General features: G+C 74.1%; 20 protein-coding genes. 11 read left to right on the forward strand and 9 right to left on the reverse strand.

Translation table 11 applies throughout. From position 1 onward, the window contains the following. The first annotated feature begins 95 nt into the window (after positions 1-95). On the forward strand, positions 96-1,499 hold the full coding sequence (locus F9B16_RS05295) for an APC family permease (protein WP_151538696.1): 1,404 nt from the start codon (positions 96-98) through the stop codon (positions 1,497-1,499). After that, positions 1,496-2,365: an ROK family protein gene (locus tag F9B16_RS05300; RefSeq protein ID WP_151538697.1), complete on the forward strand. Its 870-nt coding sequence runs from the start codon at positions 1,496-1,498 to the stop codon at positions 2,363-2,365. Before F9B16_RS05295 ends, F9B16_RS05300 begins: the two co-directional genes overlap by 4 nt. 9 nt (positions 2,366-2,374) lie before the next feature. Here the strand turns inward: F9B16_RS05300 and F9B16_RS05305 are convergent, their stop codons facing one another. Next, the gene (locus F9B16_RS05305) at positions 2,375-5,206 is read right to left on the reverse strand and encodes a glycoside hydrolase family 2 protein (RefSeq protein WP_151538698.1); all 2,832 of its coding nucleotides are present in this window, start codon (positions 5,204-5,206) and stop codon (positions 2,375-2,377) included. Between F9B16_RS05305 and F9B16_RS05310 the strand changes: the two genes are divergently transcribed. After that, positions 5,205-5,915, forward strand: coding sequence for a GPR1/FUN34/YaaH family transporter (locus F9B16_RS05310; RefSeq protein ID WP_192808634.1), 711 nt, complete (start codon positions 5,205-5,207; stop codon positions 5,913-5,915). The two genes, F9B16_RS05305 and F9B16_RS05310, sit on opposite strands and share 2 nt — an antisense overlap. 105 nt (positions 5,916-6,020) lie before the next feature. After that, positions 6,021-7,490, forward strand: a complete 1,470-nt coding sequence (locus F9B16_RS05315; RefSeq protein ID WP_151538700.1) for an MFS transporter — start codon at positions 6,021-6,023, stop codon at positions 7,488-7,490. Between the two features lie 10 nt (positions 7,491-7,500). On the opposite strand, the gene F9B16_RS05320 is transcribed toward F9B16_RS05315, so the two are convergent. Continuing rightward, the gene (locus F9B16_RS05320; protein ID WP_151538701.1) at positions 7,501-8,346 is read right to left on the reverse strand and encodes a helix-turn-helix transcriptional regulator; all 846 of its coding nucleotides are present in this window, start codon (positions 8,344-8,346) and stop codon (positions 7,501-7,503) included. A gap of 37 nt (positions 8,347-8,383) precedes the next feature. Further along, positions 8,384-8,782 (reverse strand): winged helix-turn-helix transcriptional regulator, encoded by a 399-nt coding sequence (locus F9B16_RS05325; protein WP_151538702.1) that lies wholly within the window; start codon positions 8,780-8,782, stop codon positions 8,384-8,386. 100 nt (positions 8,783-8,882) lie between these two features. Here F9B16_RS05325 and F9B16_RS05330 point away from each other — a divergent pair, with 100 nt between their 5' ends. The 3 genes from F9B16_RS05330 (at position 8,883) to F9B16_RS05340 (ending at position 11,938) form a co-directional block, all read left to right on the forward strand. Further along, on the forward strand, positions 8,883-9,794 hold the full coding sequence (locus F9B16_RS05330) for an alpha/beta fold hydrolase (RefSeq protein WP_151538703.1): 912 nt from the start codon (positions 8,883-8,885) through the stop codon (positions 9,792-9,794). Between the two features lie 43 nt (positions 9,795-9,837). Next, entirely contained in the window at positions 9,838-10,710 is an 873-nt protein-coding gene (sigJ, locus tag F9B16_RS05335) for an RNA polymerase sigma factor SigJ (protein ID WP_225991370.1), read from the forward strand. Positions 10,711-10,777: 67 nt separating this feature from the next. Then, positions 10,778-11,938 (forward strand): NAD(P)/FAD-dependent oxidoreductase, encoded by a 1,161-nt coding sequence (locus F9B16_RS05340; protein WP_151538704.1) that lies wholly within the window; start codon positions 10,778-10,780, stop codon positions 11,936-11,938. 25 nt (positions 11,939-11,963) lie between these two features. On the opposite strand, the gene F9B16_RS05345 is transcribed toward F9B16_RS05340, so the two are convergent. The 5 genes from F9B16_RS05345 to F9B16_RS05365 all read right to left on the reverse strand — a co-directional run bounded on the left by F9B16_RS05345 (position 11,964) and on the right by F9B16_RS05365 (position 16,411). After that, a complete protein-coding gene (locus F9B16_RS05345; RefSeq protein WP_151538705.1) occupies positions 11,964-12,617 on the reverse strand; it encodes a hypothetical protein in 654 nt (217 codons plus the stop codon). Between the two features lie 85 nt (positions 12,618-12,702). Beyond that, entirely contained in the window at positions 12,703-13,572 is an 870-nt protein-coding gene (locus F9B16_RS05350) for an alpha/beta fold hydrolase (protein WP_151538706.1), read from the reverse strand. Between the two features lie 47 nt (positions 13,573-13,619). Further along, a complete protein-coding gene (locus tag F9B16_RS05355; RefSeq protein WP_151538707.1) occupies positions 13,620-14,372 on the reverse strand; it encodes an SDR family oxidoreductase in 753 nt (250 codons plus the stop codon). A 64-nt stretch (positions 14,373-14,436) separates the two neighbouring features. Next, on the reverse strand, positions 14,437-15,654 hold the full coding sequence (locus F9B16_RS05360) for a PP2C family protein-serine/threonine phosphatase (RefSeq protein ID WP_151538708.1): 1,218 nt from the start codon (positions 15,652-15,654) through the stop codon (positions 14,437-14,439). A gap of 139 nt (positions 15,655-15,793) precedes the next feature. Beyond that, a complete protein-coding gene (locus tag F9B16_RS05365; protein WP_151538709.1) occupies positions 15,794-16,411 on the reverse strand; it encodes a TetR/AcrR family transcriptional regulator in 618 nt (205 codons plus the stop codon). Between the two features lie 25 nt (positions 16,412-16,436). Between F9B16_RS05365 and F9B16_RS05370 the strand changes: the two genes are divergently transcribed. After that, complete coding sequence (locus F9B16_RS05370) at positions 16,437-17,300, forward strand: alpha/beta fold hydrolase (RefSeq protein ID WP_192808635.1); 864 nt, start codon at positions 16,437-16,439, stop codon at positions 17,298-17,300. Continuing rightward, positions 17,297-17,719, forward strand: a complete 423-nt coding sequence (locus F9B16_RS05375; RefSeq protein WP_151538711.1) for a nuclear transport factor 2 family protein — start codon at positions 17,297-17,299, stop codon at positions 17,717-17,719. The genes F9B16_RS05370 and F9B16_RS05375 overlap by 4 nt, the downstream gene beginning before the upstream one ends. Positions 17,720-17,733: 14 nt before the next feature. Here the strand turns inward: F9B16_RS05375 and F9B16_RS05380 are convergent, their stop codons facing one another. Next, entirely contained in the window at positions 17,734-19,017 is a 1,284-nt protein-coding gene (locus F9B16_RS05380; protein WP_151538712.1) for a protein kinase domain-containing protein, read from the reverse strand. Positions 19,018-19,187: 170 nt separating this feature from the next. Here F9B16_RS05380 and F9B16_RS05385 point away from each other — a divergent pair, with 170 nt between their 5' ends. Beyond that, positions 19,188-20,012: an alpha/beta fold hydrolase gene (locus F9B16_RS05385; RefSeq protein WP_225991371.1), complete on the forward strand. Its 825-nt coding sequence runs from the start codon at positions 19,188-19,190 to the stop codon at positions 20,010-20,012. A gap of 23 nt (positions 20,013-20,035) precedes the next feature. Further along, on the forward strand, positions 20,036-20,869 hold the full coding sequence (locus F9B16_RS05390) for an AraC family transcriptional regulator (protein WP_225991372.1): 834 nt from the start codon (positions 20,036-20,038) through the stop codon (positions 20,867-20,869). Positions 20,870-20,878: the final 9 nt, after the last annotated feature.

The raw sequence follows: 20,878 nt of genomic DNA on the forward strand, positions 1-20,878 counted from the left end.
CGCCTCGGGTGTTGATTTGTTAGGGAGCCTCCCTTACATTCGCATCGACGTCGGGCGGGGGCGAGGCGTCCGGTCACGAGGAAGGGAGGACCGAGATGACCGCTCCCGCGGGCTCGGGGTTCGAACGGCGGCTCGGCGTGTTCCAGGCCACCACCGTGAACATGACCCAGATGTGCGGCATCGGGCCGTTCGTCACCATCCCTGCGATGATCTCCACGATGGAGGGGCCGCAGGCCATGTTCGGCTGGCTGGTCGGCGCGCTGATCGTGCTGGCCGACGGCCTGGTCTGGGCGGAGCTCGGCGCGTCCATGCCCGGCGCCGGCGGCACCTACCTCTACCTGCGCGAGGCGTTCCAGTACCGCACCGGCCGGCTGATGCCGTTCCTGTTCGTCTGGTCGGCGGTGCTTTTCATCCCGCTGATCATGTCGACCGGGGTGATCGGGCTCGTGCAGTACGCCGGCTACCTGTGGCCCTCGCTCGTGGACGGCTCCGGCCTGTCGACCGGCGGCCACGTCCTCGCGATCGCCGTCGTCGCGGTCGTCGTCGCGGCGCTGTACCGGAAGATCGGCGACATCGGGCTGCTCACGACGGTCTTCTTCGTCGTCATGCTGGTCTCGGTGCTCGGCGTGATCCTCGCCGCGTTCACGCACTTCCACTCCGACCTGGCGTTCACCTACCCGCGCGACGCGGGGTCGAAGTTCTTCCACGGGCTCGGCGCCGGGCTCGTCATCGCCGTGTACGACTACCTCGGCTACAACACGGCGGCCTACCTCGGGGCCGAGGTCCGGCAACCGGGCCGGGTGATCCCGCGCGCGATCATCTTCTCGATCCTCGGCATGATGACGCTGTACTTCCTCCTCCAGGTCGGGATCCTCGGCGTCATCCCGTGGGAGAAGACGCAGGAGTCCAGCTCGTTCGCGTCCCTCGTCCTGGAGAGGACGTGGGGCAAGGGCGCCGCGCAGGTCTTCACGGTCGGGATCATCGTCACGGCGTTCGCGTCGGTGTTCGCCGGGCTCCTCGGCGGCTCCCGCGTGCCCTACAACGCGGCGCGCGACAAGCTGTTCCTGCCGTGGTTCGCGCGGCTGCATCCGCGCCTGAAGTTCCCGACGTTCGGGCTGTACGCGATGGGCGTCATCACGGCGATCGGCTCGCTGTTCACCCTGACCGACGTCATCAGCATGCTGACGGCCGTGTTCGTGCTGGTGCAGTCGGTCGCTCAGGTCGTCGCCCTGACCGTGCTGCGGCGCCGGCAGCCGGACCTGCCGCGCCCGTACCGGATGTGGCTGTACCCGCTGCCGAGCCTGGTCGCGCTGGCGGGCTGGATCTACATCTACAAGTCGGCGGGCACCAAGCCGATCGTGCTGTCGCTCGTCTGGCTCGCGGCCGGCGTCGTCGCGTACCTGGTCTGGGCGCGGCTTGAGCGGATCTGGCCGTTCGGGCCGAAGGAGATCAGCGAGCCCTTCACCGAACCCGGCGGCGCCGAACCGCAGCCCGCATGATCCTGGCGATCGACTTCGGGGGGACCAAGGTCGCGCTGGCCACCGCCGACGCGGCCGGGACGCCGCTCCGCCGCGCCCGCCTGGAGACGCGGGCCGCGGACGGCGCGAAGCGGGTGGTGCGCCGGGCGCTCGACGCGGCGCACCGCCTCGTCGCCGCGACCCCCGGCACGCTGACCGCGGTGGGCGTCTCGACGTTCGGCGTCGTCCGGGACGGGCGGGTGCGGCTGGCGCCCAACGTCCCGGGCTGGGAGGACCTGCCGCTGCCCGACCTGGTCTCCGCCGACCTCGGCGCGCCCGTGCGCGTCGACAACGACGTGAACGCGGCCACCGCCGCGGAGGCGCGCTGGGGGCGGCTCGCGGGCGTCGGCACCGGCGTCTATGTGAACCTCGGCACCGGCCTCGGCGCGGGGATCGTCGTCGGCGGGCGCGTCGTGCCGGGCGCGCACGGCGCCGCCGGCGAGATCGGCTACCTGCTGCGGCGGCGCGGCGAGCCCGGGTGCGCGGACGGCCGCGCGCCGCTGGAGGAGTACGCCTCGGGCAGCGGCCTGGCCGCGCGGGCCTCGGCCGTCCTCGGCGAGGCGGTGACGGCCGCCGGCCTGTTCGCCCGCCGGGACGACCCGCGGGTGGCGGCGCTGCTGGACGACACCGCCGGGACGCTCGGCCTGGCGGTCGCCAACCTCGCGACCACGCTCGACCCCGAACGGGTGGTCCTCGGCGGCGGCATGGCCGCCGAGCCGTCGCTGCTTCCGGCGATCCGCGCGACCGTCGCGCGGGCCGTCCCGTTCCCGCCGGAGGTCGTGACGGCCCGGTTCGTCGACGACGCCGCGCTCATCGGCGCCATCGCGCTCGCCGCGGCCGGGCCATGAGGCACGCGCTCACGTCCGCGGCGCGGCGGGAACGGTGCGCGCCGGCAGGTTCGTCCCGGCCAGGCTGACGACCGGGACGGCACCGCGCAGGTCGGCGGCACGGTACCGGGCGGTCAGGGTCTGCGAGCGCCCCGGCCACAGCGTGACGTCGTTGTCGTCCCAGCGGATCGGCAGCACCTGGTCGTCGCCGGGCAGCGGGCGCCCGCCGGGCGCGCCCCGCCGCACGTCCGCCCTGGTGAAGACGGCCGGCGCCGTGCCGATCGCCGTGATCGTCACCGTGGTCACCAGGTCGGCGCCGTCGCGGCGGGTGGCGGCCGACGCGCGCACGGCGGCGCGCGGCAGGCGGCGCAGTCCGGTCAGGTCCGCGTACCCGTCCGGCCGGAAGGCCGCGCCGCTGCCCTTGCCGAGGGTGTTCTTCCAGTCGACCGCGTCCGGCTTCGTGGACAGCCAGTAGACGTTGCGGCTCACGGTCGCGCCGCGCCGCGTCAGCGTGAGTTCGAGGAAGTAGGTACGAGAAATGCCCTTCGGTGCTCGTGCGGCGGCGACGGTCCGGACGTCCTGGGTCGCCAGTGCCGAGACGGCGACGCGGGAGGTCCGCTTCACCGAGCCGTCGAGGTCGATCAGCCGCGCGCGCGCCGCCAGCCCGGTCTGCCGCCTCCCCGTCAGGTTCGCGACCTTCACCGCACCGGACGCGTAGTCGTACATGATGTGCACCGGCTCGCCCGCCTTCTTCGCGCCGAAGTACACGCCGGGCTGGTCGAAGTCCTGGTTGTACAGGTTCCACTGCAGCGACGGCCACGCCTTGTTCATCATCCAGTAGATGACGCCGGTGCTCGGATTGGCCGGATCCTTGGAGTTGCCGAGGTACGCCTCGAACTGCGCCCGGGCGGCCTCGTACCCGCCCATCTGCGCGATCCGCTGGTAGGAGGCCATGTCGGACCAGGGCCCGTACCGGTGCCACAGCGGGGTGTTGTACTGCCCCATGCGCGCGGTCCGGGTGTAGTCGTTGTAGGCGTACACGTGGAAGAGGTCCCGGCCGGAACGCGGACCGCGCGCCGTCGCCGGGTCCCAGATCGCGGCCTGGTCCTCCGGCGTCAGGAAGCGGTCGAGCGAGTCCTGGGTCGGGACGGTGTTGCCCGCGCTCGTCTCGGTGTCGAAGCCCCAGGCGCTTCCGGCGTTCGTGTACGCCGGGTCGTGCACGGCGGCGGTCTCGCGGCCGTTGCTCCACCAGTAGACCGGCGGCACGTAGTTGTACGGGCCCTCCTTGGCACCGGACGGGCCGAGCCGCGGCGACGCCTTGTCCTCCGCGGACGCGATCTGCGGCGTGCCCCAGTCCGCGGCCTCGAACGCCGGCACGTACACCGACTCCTTCGCCGCGTCCGGCGCCGCGTCGCTGCCCTGGAAGAAGGTGAACACGCTCGGGTGGTCGCGCAGCCGGCGGGCGACGGCCGCGGCCTGGACGGCGGCGCTGTCCTGGAGCTCCTTGCCCCACTTGGCGTACGGGTCCTCCCAGCGGTCGCAGCACTGCCAGCCCGTCATGGCGAGAACACCCGCGCGGTCCATCTGCCGGAACATGTCGTCGGGCGGGAAGTTGCCCTCGAACCGCAGCGCGTTCAGGCCGAGGTTCCTGACGTAGGCGAGCTGGTCGCGGACGTTCCCGGACGAGTAGCGCAGGAACATGTCCGGCGACCAGCCGCCGCCGCGGATCACGAGCGGCACGCCGTTGATCTCGAACCGCCGGTAGCCGTGCGGCACGTGCGTCCGGCCAGGGACGGCGCGGGTCAGCGACGAGGTGACGGTGCGGATGCCGAAGTCCTCGGCGTACCGGCCGCTCTCCCGCCCGCCGGTGCGGACGTGCGCGGCGAGGCGGTAAAGCGGCTGGCCGCCGAGCCGGTACGGCCACCACACGTCCGGGTGGTCGAGGCGCAGGCCGAGCGCGACGGGACGCACGGCGTGCGGCGGCAGCGTCACCGCCGTCCTGAACGGCAGCCGCCTCGCGCCCCGGCCGACCGCGCCGGCGAACTCGGCCCGCCGCGCCGTCCCGGTGTTGTTGCGCAGCAGGGCCTTGACGGTGAGGTCGGAGCGGGAGAAGTCGCGGGCGTTGCGCTGCACGACGTGGACGTCGCGCAGCGACACCGGCCCGTCCTGGACGATCTTCGGCGGGCGGTCCAGGCCGGTGCCCTGGTCGGGGGCGGCCGGGTTCCAGTCGAGGCGGCTGCCGGTGAGGTAGGTCTTCGCCTTGTTCGGCGCGACGTCGAGGGCGATCGCGTTGGCACCGTCGCGGACGTACCGGGTCACGTCGTACTCGAAGCGCGAGTAGGAGCCCTGGAGCCGTGCGCGGCCGTCGATCCGGGCGCCGTTCAGCCAGAGGTCGGCGGTGCCGGACACACCGTCCATGATCAGGAAGGTGCGGCCGCCGCGCCGCGCGTGCAGCGTCACCTCGTCGCGGTACCACCAGTTGACCGCGAACCGCCGCGCCGGCACCGATCTCAGCCGGTCGGAGAAGAAGGCGCGCGGATACCGGCCGTTCTCCAGGAGGCCCGCCATCAGCGTCTCGGGACGGCCGATCGGCAGCCAGCCGGACGCGCGGTAGCCCGGCCGGGAGATCCGCGCGCCGTCGCTGCCGGCGACGGCCGAGGACTGGATCCGCCAGCCCCGCACCAGTTCCGACGCGCCGTCCTCCCCCGGAGGCGCGAGGACGGCGGGCTCCGCGCGCCCCTGCGCGGTGCCGCTCACGGCGTACGGCGGGGCGGCGATCGCGAGGACCGCGCAGGCGGCCAGGGCCGCCGGCGGTCGTCCGGGCTTCGACATGGGTGCCTCTGCGGTCGGCTGCGTCGTCATGCGTTCACTACCTGTGCGATCACCCGATCCGGCCGCCGCCACACGCGAGCGCGGGGAAAGATCCGTCCCGCTGCTGCGGCCGATCGCCAGCAGCGCGCCGCTGGCGTTCTTCGCGTTCGGCGTCGGCACCGTCCTCTACACGGCGCTGCAGCTGCAGTGGGTCCCGCAGGCGCAGGCCGGGCCGCTGACGGTCATCCTGCTGGCCTTCGTGGCACCGCTGGAGATCATCACGGGGCTCATCGCCTTCGCCGCGCGGGACGGCGGCCTGGGGACGATCATGCTGATGCTCGGTGCCGTGTGGGCGTCCATCGCGATCACGATGCGGTCGTCCCCGCCCGGCGCGCGCTCGGCGATGCTGGGCGTCTTCCTGCTCACCGTCGCCGCGATGCTGCTGGCCATGAGCAGCGCGTCGGTCCGGACCCGCCCCCTGCTGTTCCTGCTCGCGCTCCTGGCGGCGACCCGGTTCACGCTCAGCGGGATCTACGAGATCGACGGCAGCACGGCCGTGGAGCACGCGTCGGGATGGATCGGCGTCCCCATCGTCGCGATCGCGCTCTACGCGGGGACCGCGTTCCTGCTCGAAGACACCATGCGCAGGACGATCCTGCCGGTGGCGCGCCGCAGGACCGCCAGGACCGCGCTCGAAGGAGACCTGAGCCAGCAGGTTCAGCGCGTGACGCAGGAGGCCGGCGTCCGCCAGCAGTTGTAGAGCCGCGCACCGGCGGAGTCGGTCCCGGCGGTGAGCCTGCACCTGGCAGATGTACCTTCAGCAGGGCGCTGGCTGGCCCTGCCCGCGAGCAGCAGTCTCAAGGGCATGACGACAGACACCTCACAGAGCACCGCGCAGCTCGGTCTGCGCGGCTGGCTCGTCCTCATCACCCTGTGCGGCGCCACCTTCATGACCGGCCTGGACTACTCGATCATCACCGTCGCCCTGCCGGAGATCGGCCGCGACCTCGGCTTCTCCGGAGCGTCCGCCCTCCAGTGGGTCGCGACCGCGTGCCTGCTGCCGACTGCCGCGCTGATGCCGCTGTTCGGGCGCGCGTCCGACATGCTCGGCAGGCGCCGGCTGTTCATGACCGGCGTGGCGGGCTTCACCCTCATGTCGCTGGCGGCGGCGCTGGCGCCGAGCCCGGGGCCGCTCGTCGCGGCGCGCGCCGGGCAGGGCGTCGCCGCCGCCATGATCGGACCGACCGCGCTCGCGCTGATGACCGCCGCCTTCCCGGAGGGGCCGCGCCGCACCCGGGCCCTCGGCGTCAACGGCGCGCTCCTGTCGCTCGGATTCGTCATCGGGACGATCGGCGGCGGCCTCATCACCAGCGGGCTGAACTGGCGGTGGACGATGCTGATCCTGGTCGGTATCGGCTCCCTGGTCCTGCTCGGCGCGGTCGCGGTCGTCCGCGAGACGGCCGGACGGAGCCGGGCCCGGCTCGACGTCCCCGGCGCGATCCTCGCGAGCGGCGGGCTGTTCGCCCTGGTCTACGGCATCTCCACCGGCGGCGACGCGGGCTGGGGCAGCGCGCCGACGCTCGCGGCGCTGCTGGGCTCGGCGGTCCTGCTCGGTTCCTTCCTCGCCGTCGAGGCCCGGCACGCGGCGCCGCTCGTCCCGCTCCGCCTGCTGCGCCGTGCGACCGTCAAGTGGGGCATGGCCGTCGGCCTGGTCACCTTCGGCATGTGCGGCGGCGCGACGCTGCTGCTCAGCATCTACATGCAGGACGTCCTCGGCTACTCCCCGCTGCAGACCGGGCTCGGCTTCCTCGGCGAGGGCGTCGCGGCCCTGGCCGGCGGCACCCTCGCCGCCCGGCTGATCAACGCCCGCGGGACGGCCGCGACCATCGCGATCGGCCTGGCCGTGCAGGCCGCGGGCACCGCGGCGATGGCGGTCCTGCCCGTGCACGGCGGCCTGGCCCTGCTGCTGGCCACGTCCGCCACGATGGGCTTCGGGCACGTCCTGACCGTGGTGGCCGCGATCACGACCATCACGTCCGGCCTGGACCCGGCCGACCAGGGCGTCGCGGGCAGCCTCGCCCAGATGCCCACCTTCGTCGGCGCGATCGGCGTCGCCGGGCTCACCGCGATCGCCGCGGCCCGCGCCGAGGCGCTCGCTCCGGCCACCACCAAGGCCCTCGCCACGCTGGGCGGGCTGCACGCCGCATTCCTGGCGGCCGGGGCGGTCGCGCTGCTCGGCGCGGTCGCGGGCGGCGTCCTGCTCCGCCGGACCGGCCCCGTCCAGGCGGCCGGGCGCTCCGCCGAGGAGCCGGCCGAGCGTTGCCTGGCCGCCTGATCGGCGCCCGTCAGCGGGCGGTCGCGGCGACGAGCCCGGCGAGCCGCCGCAACCGCTCGCTCGACGGCGAGCCCGGTTCCGCCTGGAACACCACCACGCCCTGGCCCTCGTCGTCGGGCGTCCGCAGCAGTTCGGTCGTGAGGGTCATGACACCGGCTTCCGGGTGCCGGTAGCCGCGCTCGATGGTCGCGCAGTTCGCCACCGGATGCTCCGTCCACAGGGCGCGGAACTCCGGGCTGAGCGCCAGCAGTTCCTCGACCAGCGCGGTCAGCTCCTCGTCGCCGGGGAAGCGGCTCAGCGAGCCCTCCAGGTAGGCGATGTCGTCACGGGCCTTCTGCTCCCAGTCGACATAGAGACCCCGCGCGAAGTCCGTCTCCAGGAAGTCGACGCGGATGAAGTTCGGCTTCTCCTCGCCGTCGAAGTCCCAGTGCGGGGCCAGGAGCGCGTGCGCCAGGCGGTTCCACGCGAGGATGTCGCCCCGCCGTCCGACCGCCATCGCGGGCGCCTCGGTGAACGAGTCCACCATCGCCTTGATGCCCGGGCGCAGCCGCTCCGGCCGGACCCGCTCCCGGGCCCGCACCACCCGGGCGAGCCGGTGCAGGTGGTCCAGCTCGTCGTCGTCCAGCCGCAGGACGCGGGCGATGGAGTCGAGCACCTCGTCCGAGACGTTCGGGCTCTGCCCCTGCTCCAGCCGCGTGTAGTACCCCACGCTGACCCCGGCGAGCGGCGCCAGCTCCTCCCTGCGCAGCCCGGCCACGCGCCGGTGCCGCACGCCGGGGCTCAGCCCCACGTCCTCCGGCCGGAGCCGGGCGCGGCGGGACCGGAGGAACTCACCAAGCGCAGAACCGGGATACATGGATCAAAGAATCTCAGATCCGCACATCCCCCGAAAGCTAGGGCGCCGGGGAGTGCGCGGCGTTGGCCTGGTCGACCTCGGCCATGTGCTCCTCCGCCCACGCGCGCACGACCGCGAGCGCGCCTTCGAGGGAAAGGCCCAGCTCGGTGAGCCGGTAGTGGACGCGGGGCGGCACGGTCGGCTCCACGCGGCGGGCGACGAGCCCGTCGCGGGCGAGGCTCTGCAGGGTCGCCGACAGCATCTTCTGGGAGACGCCGGGCATCCGCCGCCGCAGCTCGGCGAACCGCAGCTCGCCGGGCGCGGCCTCGGCGAGGACCTTGACCGCCATGGACGTCCACTTGGTGCCGATGCGGTCGAGGAGCCGGCGCGTCGGGCAGGCGGGGTCGAACAGGTCCCCGCGCGCCCCCTTCGCGGTACCGGCCGGTGAGGAGGTCACCTGCGGCTCACCACCTGTCGTAGAAGTGCCGTCTGGCAGCCCGAATGGGAGTCACTTAGGCTCCCCTGGTAACCAATGGTAACCACTAAGGGGAGGCGCCATGCCGTCCTTGTCAGCTTCCGGCGGGCCCGTCCCGGGGGTCTCGCTGAGGCGGGTGGCCGCGAACGGCATCGAGGCCAACGTGGCCGTCGGCGGGCACGGACCGGCCGTCCTGCTGCTCCACGGCTTCCCGCACACCTGGCGGGTGTGGACGGAGGTCGTCCCCGAGCTCGTCCGGCATCACCGGGTCATTGCGCCCGACCTGCGGGGCCTCGGCGGGACCACCCGCGCGGCCGGCGGGTACGACGCCGCGGGGCTCGCCGCCGACGCCGAGGGGATCCTGGACGCCCTCGGGGAGGAGTCCGCGACGGTGGTCGCCATCGACGCGGGCGTGCCGCCCGCCTTCATCCTCGCCATGCGCCGCCCGCACCGGGTGCGGCGGCTCGTGCTGATGGAAGGGACGCTGGGGCCGCTGCCCGGCGCCGAGGACTTCTTCGCGGACGGGCCGCCGTGGTGGTTCGGGTTCCACCGCGTCCCCGGCCTGGCCGAAACCGTCCTGGCCGGGCACGAGGCCGAGTACATCGGCTGGTTCCTGGCGGCCGGGACGCGCGGCCGCAGGGTTCCGCGCGACATCCACGACGACTTCGTCCGCGCCTACACCGGAAGCGACGCCCTGCGCAGCGCGTTCGCCCACTATCGCGCCGCCCCCGCCAGCGCCCGGCAGTTCCAGGACGCCGCCGCCTCGTCGCGGCTCACCATGCCGACGCTCGCGGTCGGCGCGCAGCCGGTCGGCGACGCGCTGGAGCGGCAACTGCGACCGCTCGCCGACGACCTGACCGGCCACCTCATCGAGGACTGCGGCCACATCATCCCGCTCGACCGGCCCGAGGAGCTCCTCTCCGTCCTGATGCCGTTCCTGGGCTCGGACGGTTCCCGCCGGGCGCGCACGGGAGCCGGGTCGCGCGTTGTCTAGGATCGGACGCCGATCAGCGATGTGAGCGGCAGCGGGGGCCGAGGTGGAACCGACCGGCGCGATGGCGGGGGACGGCTGGGAGGCGCACCGTCCGGCGGTGTTCGGGGCGGCCTACCGGATCCTCGGCAGCGTCGCCGAGGCCGAGGACGTGACGCAGGAGGTCTGGCTGCGCGCCGCCGCCGCGGACCTGTCCGGCGTGCGGGACCTGCGGGCCTGGCTGGTCACGGTCGCCGCCCGGACGTCCTACAACGTGCTGAAGTCGGCGCGCGTCCGGCGCGAGTCCTACGTCGGGCCGTGGCTGCCGGAACCGCTGCTGACCGGGCCCGACACCGCCGCGCGGGTGCTCATGGACGAGTCGGTGAGCACCGCGATGCTGGTCGTCATGGAGACGCTCACCCCGGCCGAACGCGTCGCGCTGGTCCTGCACGACGTGTTCGACTTCCCGTTCGCGCGGATCGCCGAGGTGCTCGGCGGCACGCCCGCCGCGTCCCGGAAGCTCGCCTCCCGGGCGCGGGCGCGGGTCGCCGCCGTCCGGGAGCGGCCCCGGGCGTCCAAGGCCGAGACCGAGCGGGTGCTCCGCGCGTTCAAGGCGGCGGCCGAGGCGGGCGACATGGCCGGGCTCGTCAAGCTGCTGCACCCCGACGCCGTCTACGTCGCGGACGGCGGCGGCAAGGCGACCGCCGCGCGCAGGCCGGTCCACGGCGCGGAGCGGATCGCCCTGCTCGCCGTCAGGCAGCTCGAGATGCGGCGGCCGGACGCGGTCCGGATCGTCGAGGCCAACGGGCACCCGGCCCTGGCTACCTACCACGGCGGCACGCTGGTCTGGCTCGACACCGTCGAGGTCGCCGGCGGGCGGATCACCGCGTTCCGGAGACTGGCCAATCCGGAGAAGCTCGCCCGCGCCGGTCACACCTGACCCGGCCGTCTTGTCTCCCTCGCGACTCCCCCGGATCCCGCCGGGGGCGAGAGCGAGAGGACGGACGATGGCGCACGTTGTCATCATCGGAGGCGGGTTCGCCGGCGTGTGGAGCGCGGCGGGAGCGGCCCTGGCACGCGAACGGGCGGGCGCGGGCACGGGCCTGCGCGTCACGCTCGTCGCGCCGAACGAGCACCTGGTGCTCCGGCCGCGCCTGTACGAACCCGAGCCGGACCTGGCCAAGGTCGAGCTGCGCAGGATCCTCGGCCCGATCGGCGCCGAGCACGTGCGGGCGTCGGTGAGCACGATCGACACCGGCCGCCGCGTGGTCGTGGCCGACGGCCGCGAGATCGGCTACGACCGCCTCGTCCTGGCGGCGGGCAGCGCGCTCGTCCGGCCGCACGGCCTACCGGGCGCCGGACGGCTCTTCGACATCGACACGCTGGACGGCGCCCTGCGCCTCACCGATCACCTGCGCGGCCGCGAGGACTACGCCGCCGTGGTGGTCGGCGCCGGGTTCGTCGGGCTGGAGGCCGCGACCGCCCTCGCGGCCCGGGGCCGGGTACTGCTGGTGGACCGGGCCCCGGTGGTCGGCGACCAGCTCGGTCCCGGCCCGCGTCCGGTGATCGAGGCGGCGCTGGACGAGCTCGGCATCGAGCGCCGCCTCGGCACCACGGTCACGGAGGTCGGCGAGGGACGCGCCGTCCTCTCCGACGGGACCGAGGTCGAGACGGACGCCGTCGTCTGGTCGGTCGGCCTCCGGGCCAGCGGCCTCACCCGGCAGATCTCCGGCGAGCTCGACGCGCTCGGGCGGGTGCCGGTGAACCGGCGGCTGCGCGCCCTTCCCGAGGTGTTCGCCGCCGGCGACACCGCTGCGGCGCCGTTCGACGCCGGGCACACGGTCATGCAGGCGTGCCAGCACGCGGTCCCGCTCGGCAAGGTCGCCGGTTACAACGCGGCCGCCGACCTGCTCGGCGTGCCGCTCCGCGACTTCACGCCCGGCCCGTACGTCACCTGCCTCGACCTCGGCGGCGCCGGCGCGGTCTTCACCCGGGGCTGGGAGCGGACGGTGATGGCCGCGGGCGCCGAGGGCGCGGCCGTCAAGAAGTGGATCAACGACCACATCCACCCGCCGGTCGACGACGCCGCGGAAATCCTCTCCGCCGCCGACCACGTCTATCTGGAGATCCCGTTCTTCCCGCGCGAAGGGACGGCCCCCGCCGCATGAGACCCCCGGTACACCGGGCCCGTGCTCACAGGCCGAGCGCCGCCGCCACCCGTCCCGCCAGCTCGTCCTCGGTCATGCCGACGTCGACCTCGATGCCGCACAGGCCCAGGGACCTCGTCTCCTCCCGGAGGCGCGCGGTGAACATCCGGTCGCGTTCGAGGAGGTTGCGCAGCGCCCGCTCCGGATCGCCGGTCCGGCGGGCGATGGCCCACGTCGAGCCCCTGCTGTCGAGGGCGGCCCGGCGGAACCCGGGCGTCGGGAGGAGCCAGACGGCCCGCCCGGGGACGTCGAGGAGCGGCGCGACCAGGTGCGGCAGCAGCCGGAAACCCTCGACGATCACGCACGGCTCCTCCGGCAGGCGCAGCAGATCCTCGACGATCAGCTCGAAGGCCTCGCCGCGGAACCAGTGGAACGTCTCGAGCATGGTCTCCGGCGTCCGGTTCACCCACCGCTCGTCCATGTCCATGGCCTTGAACTCGCTGAGGAACGGGCTGTCGCCGGGCGTGGTCCGGGCCGCGTGGTCCGCCATGACGTCGTCGGTCGCGTACAACCGGAATCCGTGCCGCTCCGCGAGACGGCGGGCGATGGTCGACTTCCCCGCCCCCGACCCGCCGCCGATCCAGTGGACGTGCCGCAGCGCCCTCACGCCGATCCCCCCGGTCCCGGCGCGATCAGTCATCGGCGGATGATCGCACGGCCGTGGAAGGGCGGCAACCTGCGCGGCGAGCCGCCGGCGGACCGTCCCGCCGGACGGCGCCGGGCCGTCAGGCGGCGCCGGCGAGGACGTCGCGGAGCCTGCGCGCGAAGGCCTCCGGCTGCCCGGCGAAGCCGTGCCGGCCGCCCACGAAGCCGCCGTGGTGGCTCGGGAACACCGTCGCCCGCTGCCCGAGCAGTTCGGCCGCCGCCTCCGAGGTGCGCGCGGTGACGGTGCCCCGCGACTCCTCCCCCACCGCGATCACGATCCGCGTCGGCGCGGCGGTCAGCGCCTCGATGTCGGGCCGGTAGCCGCTGACCGCCCACGACACGTCCGAGAGCAGGGGGTCGCCGCGAGAGCCGTCGTCCTCCGCCGGCAGCCCGAACTGCGCGGGGTCGGGTGCGGGCGCGGCGAAGTACCCGTCGGTGAACTCGCCCTGCCAGGAGGTCATCGCGATGAAGGCCGCCATGCCCGCACCCGCCCCCTTGGCCTCGTAGACGTCCCGGATGGCGGCCCGCGCGCGCTCGGCGGCAGCCGCGTCGGGCAGCAGCGGAAGGAGCGGCGGCTCGTGCGCCACCAGCGTGGCCACGTCGTCGGGGTGGGCGGCGACGAGGGCGAGCGCGGTCACCGCGCCGCCGCTGCTGGCGAACATCTCGACGGGGCCCGCGCCCAGCGCCTTGATGAGCGCGTGCACGTCCCCCGCCTGGGTCTCCGGGTCGTGATCGGTCCTGCCGTCCTTGCGGGTACTGCGGCCCAGACCGCGCGGGTCGTAGGTGACCACCGTGCGCTCGGGGAAGTGGGACGCCAGGTCGGCGAACCCGCCGGCGTCCATGGGCTGGCCGATCATGACCAGCGGCGGGCGGCCGTCCGAGGGCGGCAGCGGCCCCCGGACGTCGTAGAAGAGGTCGGCCTCGGGAGTCTCGAGCGTGCGGGTCTTCATGCCCGTACCGACCTGCGGTGCGTCCGAAACTCATCGCCGAGAACGCGCTACTTGCCGGAGTCGGCCGCCAGCCAGTCGGTGTACGTGACCTCGCCGAGGGTCGCGCCGTCGGCCGGGACGAGGTCCGGCTCGCGCATGACGCCGCCGTAATACGGCGCGTTCTGATCGGTGACGACCTCGCGCGGGTCGCCCCACGCGGCCAGGGCCTCGCGGAAGAACACGTCCATCCGGAAGCGCTCGGGTCCGGCGATCTCGGTCCGCCCGTTCAGCGGCGCTTCCACCGCGGCCTTCTCGACCGCCTGCGCGACCTCCTCGCCCGCGACGGGCTGGAACAGCACCGAGGGCATCCGGACCGTGCCGCCGTCCGTCGCGGCGTCGGCGATCTGGTGGGCGAACTCGAAGAACTGCGTGGCGTGCACGATCGAGAACGGGATGCCCGATTCCTCGATCAGCTTCTCCTGTGCGAGCTTCGCGCGGAAGTAGCCGACGTCGGGACGCTCCTCGGTGCCCACCACCGACAGCGCGACGTGGTGGCCCACCCCGGCCTCCTTCTCCGCCGCGAGCAGGTTGCCGGTCGAGGTCCGGAAGAAGTCGAGCACCGCCGCGTCCTCGAAGGACGGAGAGTTCGACACGTCGACCACCACGTCCGCGCCCGCCAGCGCGTCGTCCAGCCCCTGGCCGGTGAGCGTGTTCACGCCCGTCTTCGGAGAGGCCGGCACCGCCTCGTGGCCCTGCTCGCCGAGCTTCTTCACGACCTTCGAGCCGATCAGGCCGGAGCCGCCGATGACCGCGATCTTCATGCCGGGCTTCCCTTCCGTTCCGGTGACGTTCTTCGCCGCCCGTTCATCGGGCGTGCCGGGAGACTCAGGTTCGGGTGGGGTGCCATTCGAACACCAGGATGGTGGCGTCGTCGGTGAGGTGGCCGTCCTGGTAGGTGAGGATGTTGTTGACCAGGCGGCGGAGGGCCTCGGGGGCGGGCTCGCCGGCGGCGATGGCGCGGATGATGAAGTCGGCGAAGCGCTCCTGGCCGAAGCGCGTGCCGTCGGGCGCCTCGGCCTCGGTGACGCCGTCGGTGTAGAGCAGGACCCGGTCACCGGGCTGGAGCTGGACGGCGTCCACCCGCCAGGTGTGCTCACCGGGGTCGCCGGTCAGCTGGTGGGCCGGGCCGAGCGGCAGCTGCGGTTCGCGGTCCAGCGCGTTCGGCACGAGGTTCTGGTCGCGCAGCAGCAGCGGGGTCGGGTGACCGCAGTTGATCCAGGTCAGCGTGCCGCTGGACAGGTTCAGATGGGCGAAGACGCCGGTGAGGAACCGGTCGGGGAACCAGGCGGCGAGGTTCTGGTCGACGGTCGTGACGATCTCCTGCAGCGACCCGCTGCTGCTGCGGCGCACGTTCCGGCAGCTGGCCATGGCGACCGTGGAGGTCAGCCCCGACAGCAGGTCGTGGCCCATGGAGTCCAGGACGGTGATGTGCAGCTCCCCGTCGATCAGCGAGTGGTCGAAGGCGTCGCCGCCGAGGTCGTAGGCGGGCTCGAGGACGGCGCTGGAGGTGACCTGGTCGGTCCCCATCGTGCGGGGCGGCATGTACGCCCACGCCATCTCCGCCTCGAGCTTCAGCGGCGCGCTGCGCTGCAGCCGCGCGTAGGCGTCGCTGTGGCCGCCCTTCCCGATCACGGCCAGGGCCAGCAGCGAGGCCAGCGTCCGGCAGACCTGAAGGGTGGCCTGGTCGAGCGTGTCGGTCCGCACCTCCAGGACGCCGATGCGGTCCATCCCGTCGTTCATCGGCAGCCACAGCTGGAGGCCGCCGGCGCGGTGCTCGGCGGCCTGCAGCTGGCCGGTGCGGTAGGTGCGGCCGGCCTCGGTGTCGTCCACGGCCAGCCGCAGGGACGGCTGGTCGGGCCCCTCCGGCAGGGAGACCAGGGTGTTCTGGCGGAGATCGGCCAGGTAGATGGTGATCGCCCGGACGCCCAGGTCGGCCGCGTGGGCGTTGAAGAGCGACGGCAGCCGGTCCGGCGAGACGAAGTGCATCTCCTCCAGCAACAGGAGCAGGGTCCTCTCCTGCCGGTGGCTGGCAACCGCCTCCATGCATGGCCCCCGGGTCGTGGTGCGTCGCTCCGGCGGATCGGTCGTCGGTGACACGGACCCTGCCCTCGGGCGCCGGGTCCGATCCGCGAACGCGGTTTCCTTGGCGAATCCCGGAGAAGTCCCCGACCGGCCCTTGACGTCACTCGTGGTGGGCGGCGGGCGGCTCCCGGCGCAGGCCGGTCATGATCGCGCGGAGGGCGTCGGCCGCGGCGCGGCGGGCCTCGTCCGGGTCGGGGGCGGCGCCGGCGGTCATGGCCGCCTCGCACAGGGCGCTGAAGAGCAGGCGCGTCAGCATCGGGCCGGGCTCCACCGTCAGCTCTCCGGCGGCCGCCAGGTCGTCCATGAGCGCCTGGACCGCGGGCAGCCCCAGCTGCTCGTCCAGCTCGCGGCAGCGCTCGGCGCCCAGGGCGGTGGGGGCCTGCTGGAGCAGCGCGCGGTGCGCGGCGTCGGTGACGGTGCCGTCGAGGTAGGCGTCCAGCGCGGCGGTGAGGCGGGGCCAGGGCCGGTCATGCCGCAGGGCCGCGGCGGCGACGGCCTCGACGAGGTGCCGCTGGCGGTCGCGGAACACGGCCTCGAACAGGTGGGCCTTGTCGGTGAAGTGGTAGTAGACCGTCCCCTTGCTCACGCGGGCGGCGCCGGCGACGTCGTCGATGGTGGTCGCGGTGAACCCCTGCGCGGCGAAGAGCGCCGCGGCCGCGTCGAGCACCGCGGTCCGGGTGAGTTCCCTGTATTCGGCCCTCCGGCCCTTGACGGTCATGCCGACCAGGCTACAGTTACTGACTATGAGTCAGTTCTCGACTGAAGGTCAGAACGTGCTGGAGACGTCCCGGGGCCCGCTGCGCTACTGGCGGACGGGCACCGGGACCGGGCCCGCCGTGCTCTTCCTGCAGGGCTTCCTCGCCGGGCCGGACGTCTGGTCGCCCGTGGTCGCCGAACTCGCCGGACGGCACCGGTGCATCACCGTCGACTGGCCGTTCGGCGCGCACCGCGTGCCGATGCGGCCCGACGCCGACCTGTCCCCGCCCGGCCTCGCCGACCTGGTCGTCGAGGTCCTGGACCTGCTGGGCGAGAGCAGCGCCGTCCTCGCCGGCAACGACAGCGGCGGGGTCATCGCGCAGCTGGTCACGGCCGCGCACCCGGACCGCGTCGCCGCGCTGGCGCTGGTGGCCTGCGACGCCTTCGAGGTCTTCCCGCCCGGGATCTATCGGTGGCTGTTCCGCTTCGCCGCGGTCCCCGGCGTGGTGCGGTCGATGGCCGCCGCGATGAGCGTCCCGGCCATCGCCCGGTCGCGGCTCGGGTTCGGCGCCGTCATGGAGCACCGCCCCGGCTCGGTCTCGCACTGGACCGCGCCGCTCGCCGCCGAGCCCGGCGTCCGCCGGGACATCACCAAGCTGATGACGGGATCGTCCAACGCGCAGACCCTCGCCGCCGCCCGCACCTTCGGCAGCTACGACCGGCCGGTCCTGGTCGTCTCGGCCGAGCACGACCGGCTGTTCCCGGTGGCGCTCGGCCGGCGGCTGGCCGACGCCTTCCCGCGCGGACGCCACGAAGTGGTCGGCGGATCGGGGACGTTCGTGCCGCACGACCAGCCCGCGCGGCTCGCCGAGCTCCTCGGCGGCTTCCTGGCCGGGCAGGGCGTCCGATGACCCCCGGCGAGCTCCCCGCCGTGTTCGCCGCCGGCTGGGCGCTGCCCAAGCCCGACGCGTTCCTCGACCACTTCCGCCCGGTCATCGCGCCGGACGCGACGTTCGTCCAGCCCATGTTCCCCGACGCCCGCGGCATCGCCGCCATCGAGGACATGTTCCGCAAGCTGTTCGCCCTCTTCCCCGACGCGTCGCTCACGGTCGTCGGCGGCGCCGTCCAGGGGGACACCGTCTACATCGAGTCCACCTGCACCGTGACGCTGGGCCGCAAGCCGGCCCGGTTCGACGTCTGCGACCGGTTCACCGTCGCGGACGGCGCCATCCGGACGCGCAGGTCCTTCTCCGACCCGCTGCCGCTCCTGCTCACCGGGCTGCGCCGCCCCTCCGCCTGGCCCCGTCTCATCCGCAGCCGCATCTCCTAGGGAAGGCAGGGGCGTCAGAGGGCGTCGCCGAGGGCACGGCGCAGGTCGGCGGCGTCGGTGAACGCGATGGCCGGCTGGTCCTGGACGGCCTCGTCCACCACGTCCGCCAGCGCCCGGGGCAGGGCCGGATCGCGCTTCCGCAGCGGGACGGGACGTTCCTGCAGGACGATCTGCCAAGGGTCGCGCCCGCGCGGGAAGTCGCGCGGGTACCGGCCGGTGAGCAGCCAGTACAGGCAGGCCCCGGCCGCCCACAGGTCGACCTCGGGCCGGGCGTACTTGAAGTTGATCACCTGCTGGCGGGGCATGAACGTCGGCTTGCCGGCGGCGGCCCCGGTGCGGGTGAGGCCGCTGAGCCCGGCCTGGTCGAACGCCTTCGCCAGGCCGAAATCGCTGACCTTCGCGGTGCCGTCCCCCGCCAGCAGGATGTTGTGCGGGCTGAGGTCGCGGTGGACGATGCCCTCCCCGTGCGCGTGCCCCAGGCCGTCCAGCACCTCCAGCATGAGCGGGACCGCCTCGTCCACCGGCAGGACGCCGCCGTGCCGCGCGGCCAGCCGGTCCAGGCTGCCGCCGGAGCAGTACTCCATGGTGAAGAAGAACCCGTCGCCGTCAACGCCGATCTCGTGCAGCGAGGCGATGTTCGGATGCCGCAGGCCGCGGGTGACCTCGGCCTCGCGCAGGAACCGCTCGCGCGCCGTCCGGCCGGCCGCCGCCTTGGGCAGCATCACCTTCAGCGCGACCCGGTCGCCGGTGCGCTCGTCGCGCGCCAGGTAGACCGCGCCCATCCCGCCGCGTCCCAGCTCCTCCAGCACCGTGAACCCGTCGAGCGGCACCGGGCTCCGCGCCGGACGCGGCGCGGCGCGGCGGCAGTCCGCGCACGGGACGCCCGCGTCGGCACCGTCCGGCAGCTCGGCGCCGCAGGACGCGCAGGACGGCGGGACCTCGATCCGCACCCGGAACACCGTCTCGCCGAGCGTGATCGTGTCCCCGTCGGCCAGGTCCCGCTCCGGATAGGACCGCGCCTTCGCCTCCTCGGGCGTGAGGCCCTTGTCCCGCTGGCCGATCTTCTCCCCGTTGACGTAGGTGCCGTTCAGGCTGCCGAAGTCGCGGACGCGCAGGTCGGGCGGGTTGATGTCGAGCAGGCAGTGGTGCCGGGAGATCGTGCGGTGCTCGCGGTCGTCGGGGATGCGCGGCGAGCAGTCCGGGGAGCGGCCGACGACGCAGGTGGTGCGCTCGTCGAAGACGAACGCGCGGCCGCGCAGCGCGCCGGCGGTGACCTCCAACGTGACCGTCGCGGGCATCGGCCCCGTCACCCTCCCGCTGCTCGCCACCCGGACCCGCGTCGCCGCGGCGGCGCACAGCCTACGCCGCGCCGCGCCGGTTCGTCCTCCCGCCCACGTCCCGCCGGTTCCCGTGCCCGCGGGAACATTCGTCCAATACAGGCGGCCCCGCGCCCGTGCACGGTGGCTCCATGAGCGAGCATGACGGTCACCTCGCGTGCGGGATGCACGTGGTCCACCACGGGTCGCGGCAGGCGCCGCCGCTGCTGCTCATCCACGGATCGGGGGCCTCGGGCGGCACCTGGAACCCGATGGTCCCGGCGCTCGCCGGCCATCATCACGTCATCCGGGTCGATCTGCCCGGCTGCGGCCAGTCGCCGCCCGCGCCCTCGTACGACGTCCCCGACCAGGCGGACCGCGTCGCCGCGCTGCTGGACGAGCTCGGCCTCCGGCGCGTCGCCGTCGCCGGGCACTCCAGCGGCGGCTACGTCGCGACCGCGCTCGCCGAGCGGCGTCCCGACCTCGCGGGCCCGCTCGTGCTGATCAGCAGCGGCCCGAGCCCCGACGCGGTCCTGCCGCAGCCGTTCGCCGTCCGGATCATGCTGGCGCCGCCGCTCGGCGCGCTGCTGTGGCGGAGGCGTTCGGCCACGATGATCCGGCGCGGGATCGGCGCGACCGCCGCCGGCCCGGTGGACATCCCGGACGAACTCGTCTCCGGCGTCCAGACCATCTCCTACCGCACGATGAGGACGGTGCTGCGGCGCAACTCCGCGTACATCGCCGAGCGGGCCGTGCCCGAGCGCCTCGCCGACCTCGACGCGCCCGTACTGGTGATCTTCGGGGACGGCGACCGCCGCTGGGACCCGGCGTCAGCCCGCCAGTACGACGCGGTGCCGAACGCGCGGGTCGAGATTCTGCCGGGCGTCGGGCACCTGCCCGTCCTCGAAGCGCCCGAGGCGACCACCGAGCTGCTCCTGGACTTCACGGCGGCGAACCACGGGCCGCTCGGCCGGTGAGCCCGGAAACCTAGACTGGTCACATGCTCGAGACGGTGCCGTCGCCGGACTGGGCGCGGGTGGACATCGCCGTGCCGCGCCCGGCGGACCGCCTGCCCGGGATCAGCATGGCGGGGTTCCATCAGCGCGTCCCCGCGGTCGCCGACATCGCCATGGTCGCCCACCCGTCGGTCACCCTGCTCATCGACCTGAGCGAGACGGACGGCCTCGCCTACCGCGCCCACGGCCGGCGGCGGCGCGGGAGCTTCGTCGCCGGGCTCCTCCCCGGCGACGTCCGGACGGGCGGCCGGGTGGGCGCGTGCCTCCAGATCCGGCTGGGGCCGGTCGCCGCGGCCGCGGTCCTCGGCGAAGCGGCCGAGCTCACCGGGACGGTGGTGCCCCTTGAAGACGTCTGGGGCCGGGACGCCGCGCGCGCCGAGGACAGGCTGCGCGCCGCCGCGTCGTGGGACGAGCGGTTCGCCATCGCGGCCGGCCTCCTGCTCCGCCGGCGGCCGGACGCCGGGCGGCGCGTCGACCCGGAGGTGGCGCACGTGTGGCGGCGGGCGTTCGCCGGACGGGGCCGGGTGCGGGTCGACGGCCTGGCGGACGAGGTCGGCTGGACCCGCAAGCGCCTGTGGTCGCGTTTCCGGGCCCAGCTCGGCACCACCCCGAAGCGCGCCGCGCAGCTGGTGCGCTTCGACCATGCCGCCCACCTGCTCGCGGCGGGGCATCCGGCCGCCGACGTCGCCGCGCGGAGCGGCTACGTCGACCAGTCCCACCTGAACCGGGAGGTCAGGACGTTCAGCGGGCTCACCCCGGCGGCCGTCGCCGCCGCGCCGTGGCTCGCGATCGACGACGTGGCCTGGCCGGCACCCTGACGAGACCGC

This window comes from Actinomadura montaniterrae (assembly GCF_008923365.1).
Classification (GTDB): Bacteria; Actinomycetota; Actinomycetes; order Streptosporangiales; family Streptosporangiaceae; genus Spirillospora; species Spirillospora montaniterrae.